The following is a 16,588-nucleotide window of genomic DNA, read 5'->3' on the forward strand; positions in this document are numbered from 1 at the left end:
ATGTAAAACTTCATGTTTTATACTAAGTTCAACTTCGACTAAAAAACTGGTACGGACATCATAACGTCATTATAAGTTTAAAGATCAAAATATATGAAATGGAGGTCTAGAGGATGAAAACTGAAGTTGAATTGAAGAAAGGGCTGCCAACAAATGAAACACATCTTTGGAATGCGATCACACGCTATAATCCCGACGCGGAGCCGACAGTGGCCGTATCCGGTGAAGGCTCTTGGTTTACAGATGAAAATGGCAACCGCTACCTTGATGGGGTTTCCGGTTTGTGGTGTTTAAACCTTGGTCATGGGAGACAGGAAATCGTTGACGCAGCAGCTGAACAAATGAAAGCCCTGTCATATTTTCCATTGACAATGAATCATAAGCCTGCTGTACAATTGGCTGGAAAAATCAGCGAACTGCTGGGAGCTGATTATCAGGTGTTCTTTTCCAACAGTGGCTCTGAAGCAAATGAAACCGCTTTTAAAGTGATCAGACAGTACCATATTCAGACTGGCAATCCAGGAAAATATAAAATTATATCTCGATATAGGGGGTACCATGGGGCTACGCTTGGAGCGCTCAGCGCTACGGCACAGGCCAACCGGCGCGTAAAATATGATCCGGGTGTTCCGGGTTTCCTTCATGTACATCCCCCATACAGCTATCGGTCGCTGTTTGAGGGGACACCTGAAGAAACTGATTTGAAAGCGGCAGATCTTTTGGAAAGTACAATCCAGCATGAGGGTGAAGAGTCGGTGGCAGCGTTCATCATGGAGCCGTTCATTTCAGGCGGTGGAGTTATCGTACCTTCTGTGAAGTATATTCAACGTGTTCAGGAGATTTGTAAAAAATACAATGTGCTGCTTGTCATGGATGAAGTGGTTTCGGGATATGGAAGAACCGGAGAAATGTTCGGTTTCCAGCATGCCGAAGGAGTTCAGCCGGACATTGTGACAATGGCTAAAGGGTTGACGAGTGGATATTTACCTCTTGGAGCCACAGCTGTTAAATCAGAGATCTATGAAGTGTTCAAAAAACAGGGGAAAGACAATCACTTCAGACATGTTTCCACTTATGGCGGGCATCCGGCTGCATGTGCGGTTGCCCTAGCAAATATAACAATAATTGAAAAAGAAAATATTGTCGAGCGGGTGAAGGAGTTGGGAGAATCCAAGATTGGAAGACTCCATCTGTTAAGTGATCACAAAAATGTTGGAGAGGTAAGACAGGCAGGCTTCCTAGTGGGGATGGAAATGGTTGCTGACAAGGAGACGAAAGAACCGCTTGATGATGAAAAAATGGGAAGCATTTTGGCTGAATGCAGGAAGTGCGGATTGATGATCGGCAGAAATGGAGATACAGTGCCGGGTTTAAATAATGTAATCATCATTGCACCGCCGCTAACAAGTACTGAAGAAGATTTGGACTTTCTAGTTGAAACAGTAGAATCGGTGATTCGTAGTCTTTAAAATTTTTCCTTAAATTTAACTTCATTCAGCAGAAGTCTCCTACTTCTGTAAGTGGTGAGATGAATGCATGTTTGTATTCCATTCAGCGGGAGGTTCAAACCCCAGCTGAATAAAGTTAAAGCCTCCGGCGGATGCCACAGATTTTTAGAGGAAATTTATCGAGCGAAGCTCGATAAAATCTGGGCATAAATACGCCAAGGCGCATTTGATAACTCGGGAGGAAAGCAGCAATGGATTACGAAAGGTTGAAAACATTTATAGCAGTTGCTGAAAAGAAGAGTTTTTCCGAGGCGGCCAAAATATTGTATGTAACGCAGCCAACCATTTCGGCACAAATCAAGGCGCTGGAGGAAGAGGTTGGGACAAAGTTGTTTGAACGTACAACAAAAAAGGTGGAAATGACTCAATCCGCTGCAATTTTATTGAAATATGCTAAAAAAATCATTCATTTGAGCGACTCCGCTCAGAAGGAGATTTTGAAATTTGAGGACTGCATGTATGGGGATTTGAAAATAGGCTGCAGCTTCACAATAGGAGAATATGTCCTTCCTGAGTTCTTGAAATTATTTAAAGGTGATTATCCACTCATTCAGATGAGTGTTGATATCACCAATTCCAATAACATTGTATCGAACATTAAGGATCAATTTATTGATGTGGGATTGATTGAAACGCCGATTGATGATGATCAGATTGTTGTGGAGCCTTTTATGGAAGATCAATTGATTCTAATTGCTGCGCCAGGCTATTTCCCCGATAACGAAATTACCATCTCGGCAGGACGTTTAAAGGATATTCCCTTAATAGTAAGGGAGAAGGGTTCGGGGACCAGAGCTGTTGTGAACCAGTATTTGCGTCAGACAGGAATTACGGAGGATGACTTAAACCTGGTAATGGAGCTTGGAAGTACTGAAGCAGTCAAATCCACTGTATCGGCTAGACTTGGGGTTTCGATCATATCAAAAAGTGCAATCAAAAAAGAGCTCAAACTCAAACTTTTGAAAGCTTATCCGATTAAAGACCTTTCCTTTTACCGGCATTTTTACATCGCTTGTAGAAAGGATGTAGTTTTAAAACAAACCACAGAATTATTTATGGGACAATTGAAAAACAGCATGGTAAAAAGTGAAAAAGGTGTTTCATAATCTGTTTCAGGCAACATATGTTGTTGGTGATAAATTTTTAAAAGACATATGACATATTAAAGGAGGAAGTGAAATGGTCCAACAAGAAACGGTAAAACAAAAAATTGCAACAGGTCAAAAATTGAAAATGACGCCGAGTGAGGCAATAGTTGAAACACTTGTACAGGAAAATGTAAAGGAAATTTACGGGATTGTAGGATCTGCTTTTATGGATATGCTTGACTTGTTTCCGACAGCAGGTATCAGATTTATCCCAGTCCGTCATGAACAAAGTGCTGCGCATATGGCTGATGCTTTTACAAGAGTATCAGGTACAGCAGGTGTCGTTATTGGGCAGAATGGGCCGGGGATTACAAATATGGTGACATCTGTGGCAGCCGCATACCAGGCGCATACTCCGATGGTTGTCATTTCTCCTTCCGCAGGAACTCCGACGATCGGGTGGGATGGATTCCAGGAGGCGGATCAGGTATCGATCTTTAAATCGATAACTAAAGAAACAGTTCGAGTGACACATACAAGCCGCGTAGCCGACTGCCTGCGTACGGCCTTCAGAATCGCTTATGCTGAACGCGGTCCGGTTTTATACGATATTCCTCGAGATCTTTTTTATGGAGAGCTGGAAGACCAAATCCTTGAGCCGCATCAATACCGTACGGATGCTAGAGGAAGCGGTGACCCTGCATTGATTCAAAAAGCAGTTGAACTACTGAAGGACGCGAAAAACCCGGTCATCATTTCGGGACGTGGTGCCGTTGATGCCGATGGAGTAGAAACAGTTGTAAAAATAGCTGAACATTTATCTGCGCCAGCTGCAGTATCTTACATGCATAATGACGGATTCCCAGCAGATCACCCATTGGCTGTTGGGCCGATTGGCTACATGGGAGCAAAATCAGCTATGCGTACATTGAAAGATGCTGATGTATTGCTCGCCATCGGAACACGTTTGTCTGTATTCGGAACGCTGCCTTGCTATGATATCGATTACTTTCCTAAAAATGCGAAAATCATTCAAATTGATATCAACCCTCGAAATATTGCAAGAACGCACCCGGTTGAGGTGGGAATCATCGGAGACGCCAAAGCAGCCAGTGAAGAGTTGTATAATCAATTGTTGAAAGCTCAGCCTGAGCCTGCTCAAAATGCAGATCGCATGGCAGAAGTTGCAAAAAGTAAAGAAGCATGGGAGCAGGAATTGGTTGATCTTGCAATGGAACCAGGCAGTCCGATCAATCCGCGGAGAGCCCTTTTGGAACTGACTAGAGCACTTCCTGAAAACACAATTATTTCGACTGATATTGGAAACGTATCATCAACAGCAAATGCTTACTTGAAATTCAACAAAACAAGACGCCATATTGCAGCGCTGACTTTCGGAAATACTGGGTTTGCATACCCTGCGGCGATGGGTGCACAGCTAGCTGAACCTGATACTCCTGTAGTAGCTATCATCGGAGATGGCGCATGGGGAATGAGCTTGCACGAGGTGAGCACAGCTGTTGAACAGAACATCCCTGTCATTGCATGTGTATTCAATAATAAATCTTGGGCTGCAGAGAAGAAGAACCAAGTAGATTACTATGACAACCGCTTCATCGGTTCCGACATCGAAGCTCCTGATTTCGCTGAAGTGGCAAGATCAATGGGGGCACTTGGTTATACAATCGACAAGCCGGAAGATATTGCCGGAGTAGTAAAAGAAGTATTGGAGAAAAGAAAGCCTGCAGTCCTTAACATCTTTGTCGATGGAACACAACTCGCTCCGCCGTTTAGAAGAGATGCTCTGAAAATGCCAACACGCTTCCTGGATAAATACAAACACCTTGATCATGAGAATTGGAAAAAATAAATACAAGGTTAAAAACTTCAGCCCGTTAGGTGGAAGCCTGACGGGCTGATTTGTTTGAGCTTAGGGTGTTTACGAAAATACTCTTCGGAATTTAGAAATACTACTCACTTTGCGAAAATACTCTTCGGAATTCAGAAATACTACTCACTTTGCGAAAATACTCTTCGGAATTCAGAAACACTACTCACTTTGCGAAAATACTCTTCGGAATTCAGAAATACTACTCACTTTTACGAAAATACTCTTCGGAATTCAGAAAAACTGTTCACTTTGCGAAAATACTCTTCGGAATTTAGAAATACTACTCACTTTGCGAAAATACTCTCCGGAATTCAGAAATACTACTCACTTTGCGAAAATACTCTTCGGAATTCAGAAACACTACTCACTTTGCGAAAATACTCTTCGGAATTCAGAAATACTACTCACTTTTACGAAAATACTCTTCGGAATTCAGAAAAACTGTTCACTTTTGCGAAAACACTCTTCGGAATTTAGAAAAACTGTTCACTTTGCGAAAACACTCTTCGAAATTTAGAAATACTACTCACTTTGCGAAAACACTCTTCGGAATTTAGAAATACTACTCACTTTTCGAAAATACTCTTCGGAATTCAGAAATACTACTCACTTTTACGAAAACACTCTTCAGAATTCAGAAAAACTACTCACTTTTCGAAAACACTCTTCGGAACTTAGAAATACTACTCACTTTGCGAAAACACTCTTCGGAATTTAGAAATACTACTCACTTTGCGAAAATACTCTTCGGAATTCAGAAATACTACTCACTTTTACGAAAATATTCTTCAGAATTCAGAAAAACTGCTCACTTTGCGAAAATACTCTTCGGAACTCGGAAGGTGGACTATGACGTACTTTTGTTTTAATTTATGGAGCGTCGATTGCTACTCCATGTGGGCTGATGATGAACCGATAATGCCATTATGGGCATGGGCGATTATCCATTCAGTCGCTGGATTCAGATTAATATGGTTTGGCAGGTATAAAATTTTTGAAAAAGTGATAACAGTTTTGATTGGTATTATGTTCCTTGCTGTTGTTTCAAAGGAAGTAAAGCCTGAGTTTAGGAAAATGGAATAATACAGCATTGATCCTTGTCATCGTTATATTTTAAAATTGGGCTTGCCAAATTCATTTAACTTGATTCTGCAGAAGTCTCCCACTTCTATAAGTGGTGAGATGAATGCATATTGATATTCCATTCAGTGGGGGTTCAAACCCCGGTTAAAGCCTCCGGCGGATGCCACAGATTTTATCGAGCGAAGCTCGATAAAATCTGGGCGCAAATACGCCAAGGCGCATTTGATTTTTTCATCCTTTAACAGCGAAAAGCTGCGGCATTGTCCGCAGCTTTTGTTTCAAACTATTTCGCTTCAGGTTCCGTGGCCATGGATTCGGCGGGGCTTTCCTTATCCCTGAAATCTCCCAAGATATAGTGATCCAAATCTTTTTCGGGTATTTCTTTGTAATTTTTATACCTTATAAGGAAGAAGATGCCTCCAAGTGCCACCCAGACAAGCAGGACAATCCAGGAAGGCGTACCCAAAAATCCTGGAGAGCCGGGAACTACTAATAATAGAAAGAAGCCGATACTGCTGATGACTCCAATAAGTGCAACAAGCTTTCTCCCAGGAGCAACGAGGAGAATACCCCTTACTTTTCCAGTGTCTTGATCAGACCATTTAAAAAGGCGGTAGGCAACAAAAGTGGTGTAAAAGTAAGCGATCGTTACGCCCAAGGCAGCCATGTCAACGACCCATAATAATGCTTGCCTTCCGAAGAACGGGGCAATGAGGCAAGCGGCCATTGTAAACCAGATACCCAATTTTGGAGTTGCGTATTTAGGGTGCAATTTTCCGAATGAATCCGGAATGACTTTAGCCCTACCCATCGCAAACAGGAGCCGGCTCGTTGATACATAGAAACCGTTTAGACCTGTAAAAATTCCCATCATAACTGCAAAAGCAAGTATAAGGACGCCAACTCTGCCAAATGCATTTTCAACAATTGTACCTGTACCCCACATATATCCCGCATCAACTGTATTGATCCAAGGCATGCCAACACCAGTGGCAATGATAAGGAAGGCATAAGTCAGGCCCGCACAGATCAACGCCCAAAATATTAGCTTGAATGATTTGCTTGGATGGAAATCAAATTCTTCAGCTGCTTGCGGGATATTGTCAAAGCCGACATAAGCCCATGGTGCAATGGCTATGATGGCTGCTATAGCTGCAAGGGAAGACGTTCCAGGTTTAAAAAGCGGCTGTAAATTCTCCATCGAGCTTGAAGGGTGAAAGACCATTCCCACTGTCAAAAGGATAATCGCTATCACAAGCCCTACGCAAAAGATGAACTGTGAGAATCCCGAAAGGCTTGCTCCACGAATGTTTAAATAGGCAAAGAAAATTAAAGCGAGACAAGCAATGATGACTTCACCAAAAGTGACGTCCCATCCGGCAATAGTGTAAAGGTGGCCTTTCGTAAAGAAAGCGGGCATTGTGAATTTTGCCAACAGGGCTAAAGCAGAAGCATTCAAAGCAACGATTGACATATAGCCAAGTGTCAGGAACCACCCGCAAAAGAATGCATGATATCTTCCAAGCCCGTAATAGGCATATGCAAATTCTCCTCCCGAGACTGGCAGTTTTTCGACGAGATAGCCATAGCTCACACCAATTACAATCATAAGAAGCGCTCCGATGGAATAACCAATAATGACACCAAGAGGCCCTGCCATTGACATCCAGTCCACAGGCAATACAAAGGCTCCCCAGCCGATACAGGATCCGAAAGCGATGGCCCAAACCCAATGAGGCTTTAACGTCTTTGCCAGCTGCTGCCGTTGTTCCATTAAAAAACCCTCCTTCATTTCCGTTGTATAAAAGCGCTTACAAAGAGGAGTCGTCAAGATGTTAATTAAAATTCTATTCCTTTGATTGGTTGAAATCAACGATATCTGATAATTCTAATAATCAGAATGTGCGATATCATTCATGCTTATTTTCTATATATAAAGGTACATGACTCGTCTGTTTTTAATGTTATTCCGGATAAAAACAAATCAGCACTGCTTAATCAAATGCGCCTTGGCGTATTTGCGTCCAGATTTTATCGAGCTCCGCTCGATAAATTTCCTCTGAAAATCTGTGGCATCCACCGGAGGTTTTAACTTTATTCAGCCGGGATTTGAAACCCCACTGAATAGAATACCACTATGCATTCATCTCACCACTTACTGAAGTGGGAGACTTCTGCTGAATAAAGTTAAACAGTGCTCTTAAGTCTACCGATTATTCTACCCTCACTCCTTTACGAAAAGAAGGAGGAACGGTTGCTACTGATGCTGCAGGCTTGGTTGATCCGTATTGATCCCCAAATTTATGGCAACTCCCAAAGTATATTGATCCAACACTTCATCTGGAATATTTTTATCATTTCCTGACAGAAGACGTTTCCCAATGTAGAAGAGTTTGTATATTCAAATAATTACTTGAATATACATAGGTTTAATGATTAAATGAAGGAAATAAGGTGACTTTTACATATATGGGGGTGGGTCCAATATCAATATCGGGCAGCTTATTAGTATTGAAGACAGTAGTCCCTAAAGAGCGTTTTGCAGATGGAGAAACGGATCATTTGCTTGGAAATGGAGGAAGTATCTCGGTATACCCGCAATCGGAAGAGGAGATCGTGAATCTATTATCCTATGCCAATCAATCTGGACAAACAGTTTCTATCGTGGGAGCCGGAACGAAAAGAGGTTATGGTGGCCTGGCTGAAAGCGCCGATATTTTATTGTCATTAAAAAAGTACAACGGCATTGTTGAGCACATTCAAGGGGATATGACGGTCACTGTCAAAGCGGGAACCTGTTTTGGCGACCTTCAAGAATATCTTGCTGATTATGATCAAAGGCTTGCGATTGATCCTTTTTCACCACAGTCCTCGACTATAGGCGGGATTATTGCCGCAAATGACAGTGGTCCGAAACGGCTCGGTTATGGCTCTGCAAGAGATTCGGTCATTGGCTTGAGGGTTGTGTACCCTGATGGGACGTTAATCCGTACTGGCGGCAAGGTTGTAAAAAATGTGGCTGGATATGATATGAATAAATTGTTTATCGGTTCAATGGGCACACTTGGAGTCTTATCGGAAGTGACACTGAAGCTCAGGCCCCTGCCGAAATATGAGAGCTTAGTTCTTTTATCATTTCCTGAAGATGACTCGGAGCAGATTAGGCAATTTTCCATCCAGTTGCTTGACTCGATGCTGGAACCCGTAACGCTGGAATTGCTCAATCCGTCATTGGCTGGGAGATTGACTGGAAGTTACAACAAGACATTAGCAATCGCTTTTGAAGATGTGGAAAGTTCTGTCCTGTATCAAGAAAACGTATTAAGAGATATGAAGCCTGATACAGCGGATTTCAAAGTGCTTTCAGAGGAAGAAACCCGCACTTTTTGGAAAAAGTTATATGAAAACCCTATCAATGAATCGTCAGAAGAATTGACAGCGTCGGTGAAAATTGGCGTGGTCAATATGGACGTGCTTCATATAATAGAAGAAACTACCCAGCTTGAGAGCCCTAGACGCTTAACTATCCAAGCGCATGGGGGATTGGGCCACGGTTTATGCCGGGCAGTAATTAAGGGTGAGGAAAGATTGGTAATCGATGCGATGATTCAATTGAGGAGCAAAGCAGAGGAGAGCGGTGGATATGCAACTGTCACCCATTTGCCGTATAAGCAAAGGAAGCAGATCGATATATGGGGAGAAAAGCCGCCATCCTTTTTCCTTATGGAAAGAATTAAGAAAACGGTTGATCCAAATGGCATTTTAAATCCGCAAAGATTTTTGGGAGGGATTTAGGAGTGGCAGCGATAGTAAAGGAGACCAATCAGGAACCGGCATGCACCACATTGCAATTGGGAAATTACCTTTGGAATGATCCGCCGGATCCGAATAAATGGGCGGATTGTGTCCATTGCGGGATGTGCTTAGAATCTTGCCCTACGTATGAAATCACAGGCCATGAGCACCATTCGCCAAGAGGCAGGGTGCATTTGATCCAATCAGTTGCCGAAGGGCGCCTTGAAGTCAATGATGAACTGAATGACCCCGTTTTTGACTGCTTGGATTGCCGCGCGTGTACAACTGCCTGTCCTGCAGATGTAAATGTAGGCGGTCTGATTGAAGAAGCAAGAGGGCAGATCCGGCAGGCAATGCCTTTGACAGGATGGAAAAAGGCAGTCAGTAAATTATTTTTGGAAAAATTGTTCCCTTATCCAGATCGGATGAATGCTTTTGGAAGTCTGCTGAAATTTTATCAAAAGAGTGGTGTGCAGACGGCGGTGCGAAAAACCGGCTTGATTAATATTATGCCGGACCACTTGGTGGAAATGGAAGGAATCATGCTGGAAGTTAAAAAGCCTGTCCGGAAAAAATATAAACATGAAAAAGTAATCAAAGCCCAAGTGGATAAGAAAACAGAAGTTGCTATGTTTGCAGGGTGCGTGATGGATGTGATGTTTGGCGACGTGAATGAAGCGACAATCAATGTACTGACTCGAAATGGCAATGATGTGACGCTCCCGAAAAATCAGACATGCTGTGGGGCGCTTCATGTTCATGCCGGTGATAGGGAGATGGGAAGGGATCTGGCCAAGCAGAATATCGAAGCATTCGAAGAAGCAGACACAGTTATTGTCAATGCGGCGGGGTGCGGTTCTATGATGAAAGAATACCATGAACTATTCCGAGATGATCCCAAATGGAAAGTGAGGGCGGAGAAATTCTCGGAAAAAGTGGTTGATATTGCAAAATATCTTCATGATACAGGATACGAAAAACCAAAAGCCTCCATTGAAACGACGATCACTTATCATGATGCCTGCCATCTGGCTCACGGCCAGGGAGTTCGGCAGGAGCCGCGTGACCTGCTGCTAGATATTCCAGGGGTGAAAATGATTCACATGCCAAATGCCGACAGATGCTGCGGCAGTGCTGGAATCTATAATATAACCAATCCTGAAATGGCGGATGCGGTACTACAAAGTAAAATGGAAAATGTCCCGGCAGAGGTCGAGATGATCTCGATGGGCAATCCAGGGTGTATGCTTCAGATGGCGCTTGGAGTCCAGAAATATGGCCGCAATCAAAAAGTTGTTCATACAGTGCAATTATTGGATTGGGCCTACCAAAAAGAAGTCCGGGAGGGGGGATGAGGTTGGCGGCTCATATAAAAATAAAAGACAGACACATTCTGAATCTCGCGAAACTCGTTTCTGGCCCCCGTTCGATCCTATATAAAAAAACAGACTTGGCAGCCTATGATTGTGACGGATTCACCATAGAAAAATATTTACCAAGGGCGGTGGTTTTTCCGCAAAATACAGAGGAAGTTGCAGCTGTTGTAAAGTACTGCTCAGAAAACGATTTGCCGTTTTTGGCACGAGGAGCGGGAACCGGTTTAAGCGGCGGTGCGATCCCGATCAATGGAGAAGTAATCATCAGTCTGACAAGGATGAAGAGATTGCTTAACGTCGATCTTGAAAACAGAATGGCAGTGGTTGAACCTGGTTTCGTCAATTTGAAATTGACACATGCCATTTCTGATCAGGAATATTATTATGCACCAGATCCATCTAGTCAATATTGCTGCACGATTGGCGGCAATGTAGCAGAAAATGCTGGAGGAGCACATTGTTTGAAATATGGTGTAACGACCAATCATATATTGGGATTAGAGGTTGTATTGCCGAATGGTGATGTGATAGAAATTGGAAAAAAGGGAATACCTGATGCGCCTGGATATGATTTGTTGGGGCTTTTGACAGGATCTGAAGGGACTCTTGGAATTGTCACGAAGATCACTGTGAGGATTTTAAAAAACCCTGAATCCAAGCAGACTGTGCTTGCTTATTTTGATAGGGTCGAAGATGGCAGCCAGGCAGTGTCTGACATCATTTCAGCGGGGATCGTTCCAGCCGCTCTTGAAATGATGGATAAAATAGCGATTGAAGGGGTTGAAGCTGCTGCATTTCCTGTCGGCCATCCAAGAGATATAGAGGCTCTTCTATTAATTGAAGTGGATGGTATCCATGCAGGAATAGAGGAGCAGATCAATCAAATTTTGGAAGTGTGCAGAAATCGGAATGTCAGGGAAGTAAGGGCTGCGAAAAATGAAGGAGAAAGAGAAAGGTGGTGGGCAAACAGAAAAACGGGTTTTGGGGCGATGGGAGCTATCTCGCATGATTATCTTGTGCAGGACGGTGTTATTCCTCGAAGCAAACTTCCGGAAGTTTTAAGTAAAATCAATGAAATCAGTCAAGAGTCAGGGTTACGGATAGCGAATATTTTTCATGCAGGAGATGGAAACCTTCATCCACTTGTATTGTTTGATTCCCGTGTGCCGGGTGAAACCGAAAAGGCTATTGAAGCCGGCAGTGCTTGTCTAAAAGTTTGTGCTGATGCGGGCGGAACGATTACGGGCGAACACGGCGTAGGAATTGAAAAGAAAGAAGAGATGCGGTTTGTTTTTACAGATGAAGAGATCATGGCCCAGACAGCTATAAGGAAGGTCTTCAATCATGACAATTTACTTAATGCAGGAAAGCTATTTCCGACACCTGGAAAATGCGCTGAGATTAAACAGGAGCTGACAAAAGCATAAGAGAAATGCCAAACAAATATCTGTGAATGGGTGCATTTGCAGATATTTTTTTAACTTCATTCAGCAGAAGTCTCCCACTTCTATAAGTGGTGAGATGAAAGCATATTGGTATTCCATTCAGTGGGGGGCAAACCCCGGCTGAATAAAGTTAAAGCCTCCGGCGGATACCACAGATTTTCAGAGGAGATTTATCGAGCGAAACTCGATAAAATCTGGGCGCAAATACGCCAAGGCGCATTTGATATATATAACATTAGACGGAAAATTGTATTCAAATGATGATGTTACATGTCCAACTCCAGGCGCCATTGCAGCAAGGGTCAAGCCACGCGGAAGTTTATTCAGGAAGAATGTGCTCCTGCGGCACAGCTTATTCAAGGAAGCTTTTCACGATGTAATTGAAATGAGCATCTTTGCTGTGGTGGCTTAAAAACTCCCTCATCAAAATTCACCTTGTGCTTGTCGCCTAAGGCTGTGCGCCTTGCGCTTTTCTTTATAGATCAAGCTGTATAGAACAACAAAGCACCTCAAGAAAGGGCACTGATTCAGAAGAAAGGGGAAAATGCAAATATGAGTACAGGTTTGCTTGCCATTTTGTCTCTCTTGCCCATTATTGCCGTAGGTGTATTTTTGGTTGGTCTCAGGTGGCCCGCGAGCAGGGCAATGCCCATTTCCTATGTTTTAGCTGTTGTACTAGCTCTTTTTGTCTGGAAGGTTCCACGACTGAATGTCACGGCTGCGACCATTAATGGAGTCATTGTAGCGATTACGCTTTTGTACATTATTTTTGGAGCCATTTTATTGTTGAATACTTTACAAGAAAGCGGCGGGATGAGAACGATCCGCCGAGGATTTACGGACATTTCGGAAGACCGGAGAATTCAGGTTATTATTATTGCTTGGCTGTTCGGGTCTTTCATTGAAGGTTCGGCAGGGTTTGGGACTCCTGCCGCGGTAGCGGTTCCTTTGCTTGTTGGTCTTGGTTTTCCAGCGATGGCAGCCGTTGTGGCTGGTATGGTGATCCAAAGCACACCAGTTACCTTTGGGGCAGTCGGTACGCCTGTTTTGGTAGGAATTCAAACGGGTCTTTCGGCGGAGCCAAGCATTAGTCATGATTTTCTGCAGCTAGTAACGATGATTGGCGGCAAAGCTTCCATTTTACACATGATTGCTGGGACATTGATTCCGCTGTTTGTTGTTTCGTTGATGACTAAGTTTTTCGGGAAAAACAGATCGTTCACCGAAGGGCTCAAAGTATGGAAGTTTGCTCTTTTTGCCGCTTTTTCCATGACGATTCCTTATTTGATTGTCGCTAATACGCTCGGACCAGAATTCCCCTCTATGACAGGAGGGCTTGTTGGTTTAATCATTGTGGTCATGGCTGCGAAAAAAGGCTTCCTTCTGCCGTCAAAAGAAGAAACATGGAATTTTGAAGAGGAGTCAAAGTGGGATCCGGAGTGGACTGGCAAAATCATTCTAAAAGACATTGCGCACAAAAATGGTTCGATGAGCATGATAAGAGCATGGTCACCCTATGTCCTCGTCGCTCTCTTGCTTGTATTGACAAGATTGAAGTCACTTCCGTTCCTGGAATGGACCCAGTCGTGGACGATCGCTTTTGAAAACATGTTTGATTCAGGAATAACAGCCAGCTTTCAACCGCTTTATTCACCTGGCACTATTTTTGTTGTGGTATCTGTCATTACATTCTTTTTGCATGGAATGACTAGGAGCGCATACAAAAGAGCTTGGGCACAATCAGGTAAAACCGCATTAGCTGCATCTACTGCACTCATTTTTACTGTGCCGATGGTTCAGGTGTTTTTAAATAGTGGCGGGGGTGCTGCCGGATATGAGAGGATGCCGATAGAGCTTGCCAATGGTGTAGCGGCGGTAGCAGGTGAGTTTTGGCCGTTTTTTGCTACTTTCATCGGAGGTCTCGGTGCATTTATTGCAGGTAGCAATACGGTCAGCAACATGATGTTCTCGCTTTTCCAATATGATGTTGGTTCCCAAATTGGAGTGGATCCCACCTGGATTGTCGCATTACAATCAGTGGGAGGAGCAGCTGGAAATATGATATGCGTCCATAATGTTGTTGCAGCATCGGCGGTTGTCGGGCTCCTTGGAAAAGAAGGGACGGTCATTCGAAAAACGCTATTTCCCTTTGCTTATTATGCCTTGTTCACAGGTGCGATAGGCTACTCAATTGTCTGGTATTCCCAAAAAGGGATATTGAATCTAGGATCCATCATTTCCTTGGTCATCGTATTTGTTGCAATCTATATTATTGCCACAAATAAGAAACGGGCCGCCAAGCTCGAAGTGCCTGCTTCAACTGATTCATTTAAAGGTGTAAAATAAAGGAAAACTTTCTTCATATGGGTATTTTCCAAATCTACCGATTGATGATGCAAGTATGACGGCACTTTCATAACTGCTGGTGGTCGCTTTAGTCATAACGGCTCTAGGTTTTATTCCTACAATAAGCGTGATATATATTGAAAGAAATAATGTAAAAATCCATTAAGCTATTCACTGGACATTTCCAGGGAATGCTTTTCTTTTTGAGTAAAGAAAGTATAACTTGTTATGGAAAATTTTATTCAAATGAAGCTTTATCATTGTCTAGCTACGACGTACAGGAAGTACTAGTGCAAGCGAAGCGACAGGATGTCACGTCCTGAGACAGCCAGCGCCTAGCCCCGCAAGAATCAAGCCGCTTGCACTTTTCTTTTTTCTAGTCAAAGGATGATTGCAATTCGGCTCTTGTAGGAATAAGATTAAAAAGAGATTGTAATGAAAGGATTTATGTGATGGCAAACGATTTGACAAAAGAAGTGAATTCCAGAAGAACCTTTGCAATTATCTCCCACCCTGATGCAGGAAAAACGACTTTGACTGAAAAGCTCCTTTTATTTGGCGGAGCCATACGGGATGCTGGGACAGTAAAAGGAAAAAAAACAGGGAAATATGCAACATCTGATTGGATGGAAATCGAAAAGCAGCGCGGAATTTCTGTAACGTCGTCCGTCATGCAGTTTCAATACGATGATTTCTGGATCAATATACTTGATACACCGGGTCACCAGGATTTCAGTGAAGATACGTATAGAACCTTGATGGCGGTGGACAGCGCCGTCATGATTATTGACTCGGCAAAAGGGATAGAAGAACAGACATTAAAGCTGTTCAAAGTTTGTAAAATGCGTGGAATTCCGATTTTCACCTTTATAAATAAACTTGACAGGCAGGGGCGGCCGCCTCTTGAACTGCTTGCAGAAATAGAAGAGGTATTGGATATCGAAACGTACCCGATGAATTGGCCAATCGGAATGGGAAAAGAGTTTTATGGTATTTATGACCGTTATTATAAAAGAATAGAACAATTCCGGACTGATGATGAGAGTCGCTACCTTCCATTGGATGAAAAGGGCGAGGTCATCGGAGAACACCCGATAAAACAAACCGGTCTATACGATCAGGCACTTGAAGAAGTCTTGCTTTTAGATGAGGCGGGAAATGAATTTTCTATTGAAAAGCTCAATGAAGGTGAGATGACGCCTGTATTTTTCGGTAGTGCTTTGACAACGTTCGGGGTACAGACATTTTTGGAAACGTATTTGAAATTTGCTCCTGCTCCGCAGTCAAGAAATTCAAGCCTAGGTGAAATTGATCCAGCCTCAGAGGGTTTTTCAGGATTTGTTTTTAAAATCCAGGCGAATATGAATCCGGCCCATCGCGACCGCATCGCTTTTGTTCGAATTTGTTCTGGTGAATTTGAAAGAGGGATGTCCGTAACTCTTGCAAGGACAGGCAAACAGTTTAAATTATCTCAGTCCACACAGTTTTTGGCTGATGATAGAAGTACAGTCAATAAAGCAGTGAGCGGAGATATTATCGGTCTTTACGACACAGGAACGTATCAGATCGGCGATTCGATTGCCGAAGGCAAGAAAATTATCCAATATGAAAAGCTTCCTCAATTTACACCTGAGTTATTTGTTAAAGTTACAGCCAAGAACGTCATGAAACAAAAAAGCTTCCATAAGGGCATCCATCAGCTTGTTCAGGAAGGAGCTGTCCAATTATTCAAGACCTATCGAATGGAAGATTACATTCTTGGTGCAGTCGGTCAGCTCCAATTTGAGGTCTTTGTCCATCGGATGAAAAATGAATACAATTCGGACGTCATTATGGAGCCTATGGGCTCAAAGATCGCAAGGTGGGTAGAACATGATCAGATTGATGAATCGTTGTCCAGCCAGCGAAGCCTTCTGGTGAAAGACAGATTCGACCAGCCTGTCTTTCTGTTTGAAAATGACTTTGCTTTGCGTTGGTTCATGGATAAAAATCCATCTATCCAGCTGCGGGACCCGATGGAAATTGATTAACGTTATTTTTTTAAAAAGAGGTGCTC

General features: G+C 43.0%; 13 protein-coding genes. 12 read left to right on the forward strand and 1 reads right to left on the reverse strand.

The features are described 5' to 3' along the window. The first annotated feature begins 113 nt into the window (after window positions 1-113). The 6 genes from D5F11_RS15945 (at window position 114) to D5F11_RS27825 (ending at window position 5,812) form a co-directional block, all read left to right on the forward strand. Window positions 114-1,469 (forward strand): aminotransferase, encoded by a 1,356-nt coding sequence (locus tag D5F11_RS15945; protein ID WP_120117124.1) that lies wholly within the window; start codon window positions 114-116, stop codon window positions 1,467-1,469. A gap of 63 nt (window positions 1,470-1,532) precedes the next feature. Beyond that, window positions 1,533-1,658, forward strand: coding sequence for a hypothetical protein (locus tag D5F11_RS27820; RefSeq protein ID WP_280519744.1), 126 nt, complete (start codon window positions 1,533-1,535; stop codon window positions 1,656-1,658). Window positions 1,659-1,699: 41 nt separating this feature from the next. Then, window positions 1,700-2,614 carry a selenium metabolism-associated LysR family transcriptional regulator gene (locus D5F11_RS15950; RefSeq protein WP_120117125.1) on the forward strand — a complete coding sequence of 305 codons (915 nt, stop codon included), beginning with the start codon at window positions 1,700-1,702 and terminating at the stop codon, window positions 2,612-2,614. A gap of 73 nt (window positions 2,615-2,687) precedes the next feature. Further along, a complete protein-coding gene (gene xsc, locus D5F11_RS15955; RefSeq protein ID WP_120117126.1) occupies window positions 2,688-4,466 on the forward strand; it encodes a sulfoacetaldehyde acetyltransferase in 1,779 nt (592 codons plus the stop codon). 939 nt (window positions 4,467-5,405) lie between these two features. Continuing rightward, window positions 5,406-5,570 (forward strand): hypothetical protein, encoded by a 165-nt coding sequence (locus D5F11_RS26620; RefSeq protein ID WP_185830740.1) that lies wholly within the window; start codon window positions 5,406-5,408, stop codon window positions 5,568-5,570. Window positions 5,571-5,680: 110 nt separating this feature from the next. Beyond that, window positions 5,681-5,812 carry a hypothetical protein gene (locus D5F11_RS27825; protein ID WP_280519745.1) on the forward strand — a complete coding sequence of 44 codons (132 nt, stop codon included), beginning with the start codon at window positions 5,681-5,683 and terminating at the stop codon, window positions 5,810-5,812. A 41-nt stretch (window positions 5,813-5,853) separates the two neighbouring features. On the opposite strand, the gene D5F11_RS15960 is transcribed toward D5F11_RS27825, so the two are convergent. Continuing rightward, window positions 5,854-7,344: an APC family permease gene (locus tag D5F11_RS15960; RefSeq protein ID WP_120117128.1), complete on the reverse strand. Its 1,491-nt coding sequence runs from the start codon at window positions 7,342-7,344 to the stop codon at window positions 5,854-5,856. A gap of 695 nt (window positions 7,345-8,039) precedes the next feature. Here D5F11_RS15960 and D5F11_RS15965 point away from each other — a divergent pair. The 6 genes from D5F11_RS15965 to D5F11_RS15985 all read left to right on the forward strand — a co-directional run bounded on the left by D5F11_RS15965 (window position 8,040) and on the right by D5F11_RS15985 (window position 16,562). Next, the gene (locus D5F11_RS15965; RefSeq protein ID WP_120117129.1) at window positions 8,040-9,365 is read left to right on the forward strand and encodes an FAD-binding oxidoreductase; all 1,326 of its coding nucleotides are present in this window, start codon (window positions 8,040-8,042) and stop codon (window positions 9,363-9,365) included. 2 nt (window positions 9,366-9,367) lie between these two features. After that, window positions 9,368-10,720 (forward strand): (Fe-S)-binding protein, encoded by a 1,353-nt coding sequence (locus tag D5F11_RS15970; protein WP_120117130.1) that lies wholly within the window; start codon window positions 9,368-9,370, stop codon window positions 10,718-10,720. Next, the gene (locus tag D5F11_RS15975) at window positions 10,717-12,168 is read left to right on the forward strand and encodes an FAD-linked oxidase C-terminal domain-containing protein (protein WP_120117131.1); all 1,452 of its coding nucleotides are present in this window, start codon (window positions 10,717-10,719) and stop codon (window positions 12,166-12,168) included. The genes D5F11_RS15970 and D5F11_RS15975 overlap by 4 nt, the downstream gene beginning before the upstream one ends. A 105-nt stretch (window positions 12,169-12,273) precedes the next feature. After that, a complete protein-coding gene (locus D5F11_RS26625; protein ID WP_185830741.1) occupies window positions 12,274-12,447 on the forward strand; it encodes a hypothetical protein in 174 nt (57 codons plus the stop codon). Window positions 12,448-12,738: 291 nt separating this feature from the next. Next, the gene (locus D5F11_RS15980) at window positions 12,739-14,532 is read left to right on the forward strand and encodes an L-lactate permease (protein WP_120117132.1); all 1,794 of its coding nucleotides are present in this window, start codon (window positions 12,739-12,741) and stop codon (window positions 14,530-14,532) included. A gap of 452 nt (window positions 14,533-14,984) precedes the next feature. Then, a complete protein-coding gene (locus D5F11_RS15985; RefSeq protein ID WP_120117133.1) occupies window positions 14,985-16,562 on the forward strand; it encodes a peptide chain release factor 3 in 1,578 nt (525 codons plus the stop codon). Window positions 16,563-16,588 lie beyond the last annotated feature (26 nt).

Source organism: Siminovitchia terrae (genome assembly GCF_003605405.2).
Classification (GTDB): domain Bacteria; phylum Bacillota; class Bacilli; order Bacillales; family Bacillaceae_C; genus Siminovitchia; species Siminovitchia terrae.

Excerpts from the sequence above, each read along its gene's own strand:
- D5F11_RS15975 (WP_120117131.1), top strand. The coding sequence starts at position 10,717 with ATGAGGTTGGCGGCTCATATAAAAATAAAAGACAGACACATTCTGAAT.
- D5F11_RS15960 (WP_120117128.1), bottom strand. The coding sequence starts at position 7,344 with ATGGAACAACGGCAGCAGCTGGCAAAGACGTTAAAGCCTCATTGGGTT.
- D5F11_RS15980 (WP_120117132.1), top strand. The coding sequence starts at position 12,739 with ATGAGTACAGGTTTGCTTGCCATTTTGTCTCTCTTGCCCATTATTGCC.
- D5F11_RS26620 (WP_185830740.1), top strand. The coding sequence starts at position 5,406 with ATGCCATTATGGGCATGGGCGATTATCCATTCAGTCGCTGGATTCAGA.
- D5F11_RS27820 (WP_280519744.1), top strand. The coding sequence starts at position 1,533 with ATGCATGTTTGTATTCCATTCAGCGGGAGGTTCAAACCCCAGCTGAAT.
- xsc (WP_120117126.1), top strand. The coding sequence starts at position 2,688 with ATGGTCCAACAAGAAACGGTAAAACAAAAAATTGCAACAGGTCAAAAA.
- D5F11_RS15945 (WP_120117124.1), top strand. The coding sequence starts at position 114 with ATGAAAACTGAAGTTGAATTGAAGAAAGGGCTGCCAACAAATGAAACA.
- D5F11_RS15950 (WP_120117125.1), top strand. The coding sequence starts at position 1,700 with ATGGATTACGAAAGGTTGAAAACATTTATAGCAGTTGCTGAAAAGAAG.
- D5F11_RS15985 (WP_120117133.1), top strand. The coding sequence starts at position 14,985 with ATGGCAAACGATTTGACAAAAGAAGTGAATTCCAGAAGAACCTTTGCA.
- D5F11_RS15965 (WP_120117129.1), top strand. The coding sequence starts at position 8,040 with ATGGGGGTGGGTCCAATATCAATATCGGGCAGCTTATTAGTATTGAAG.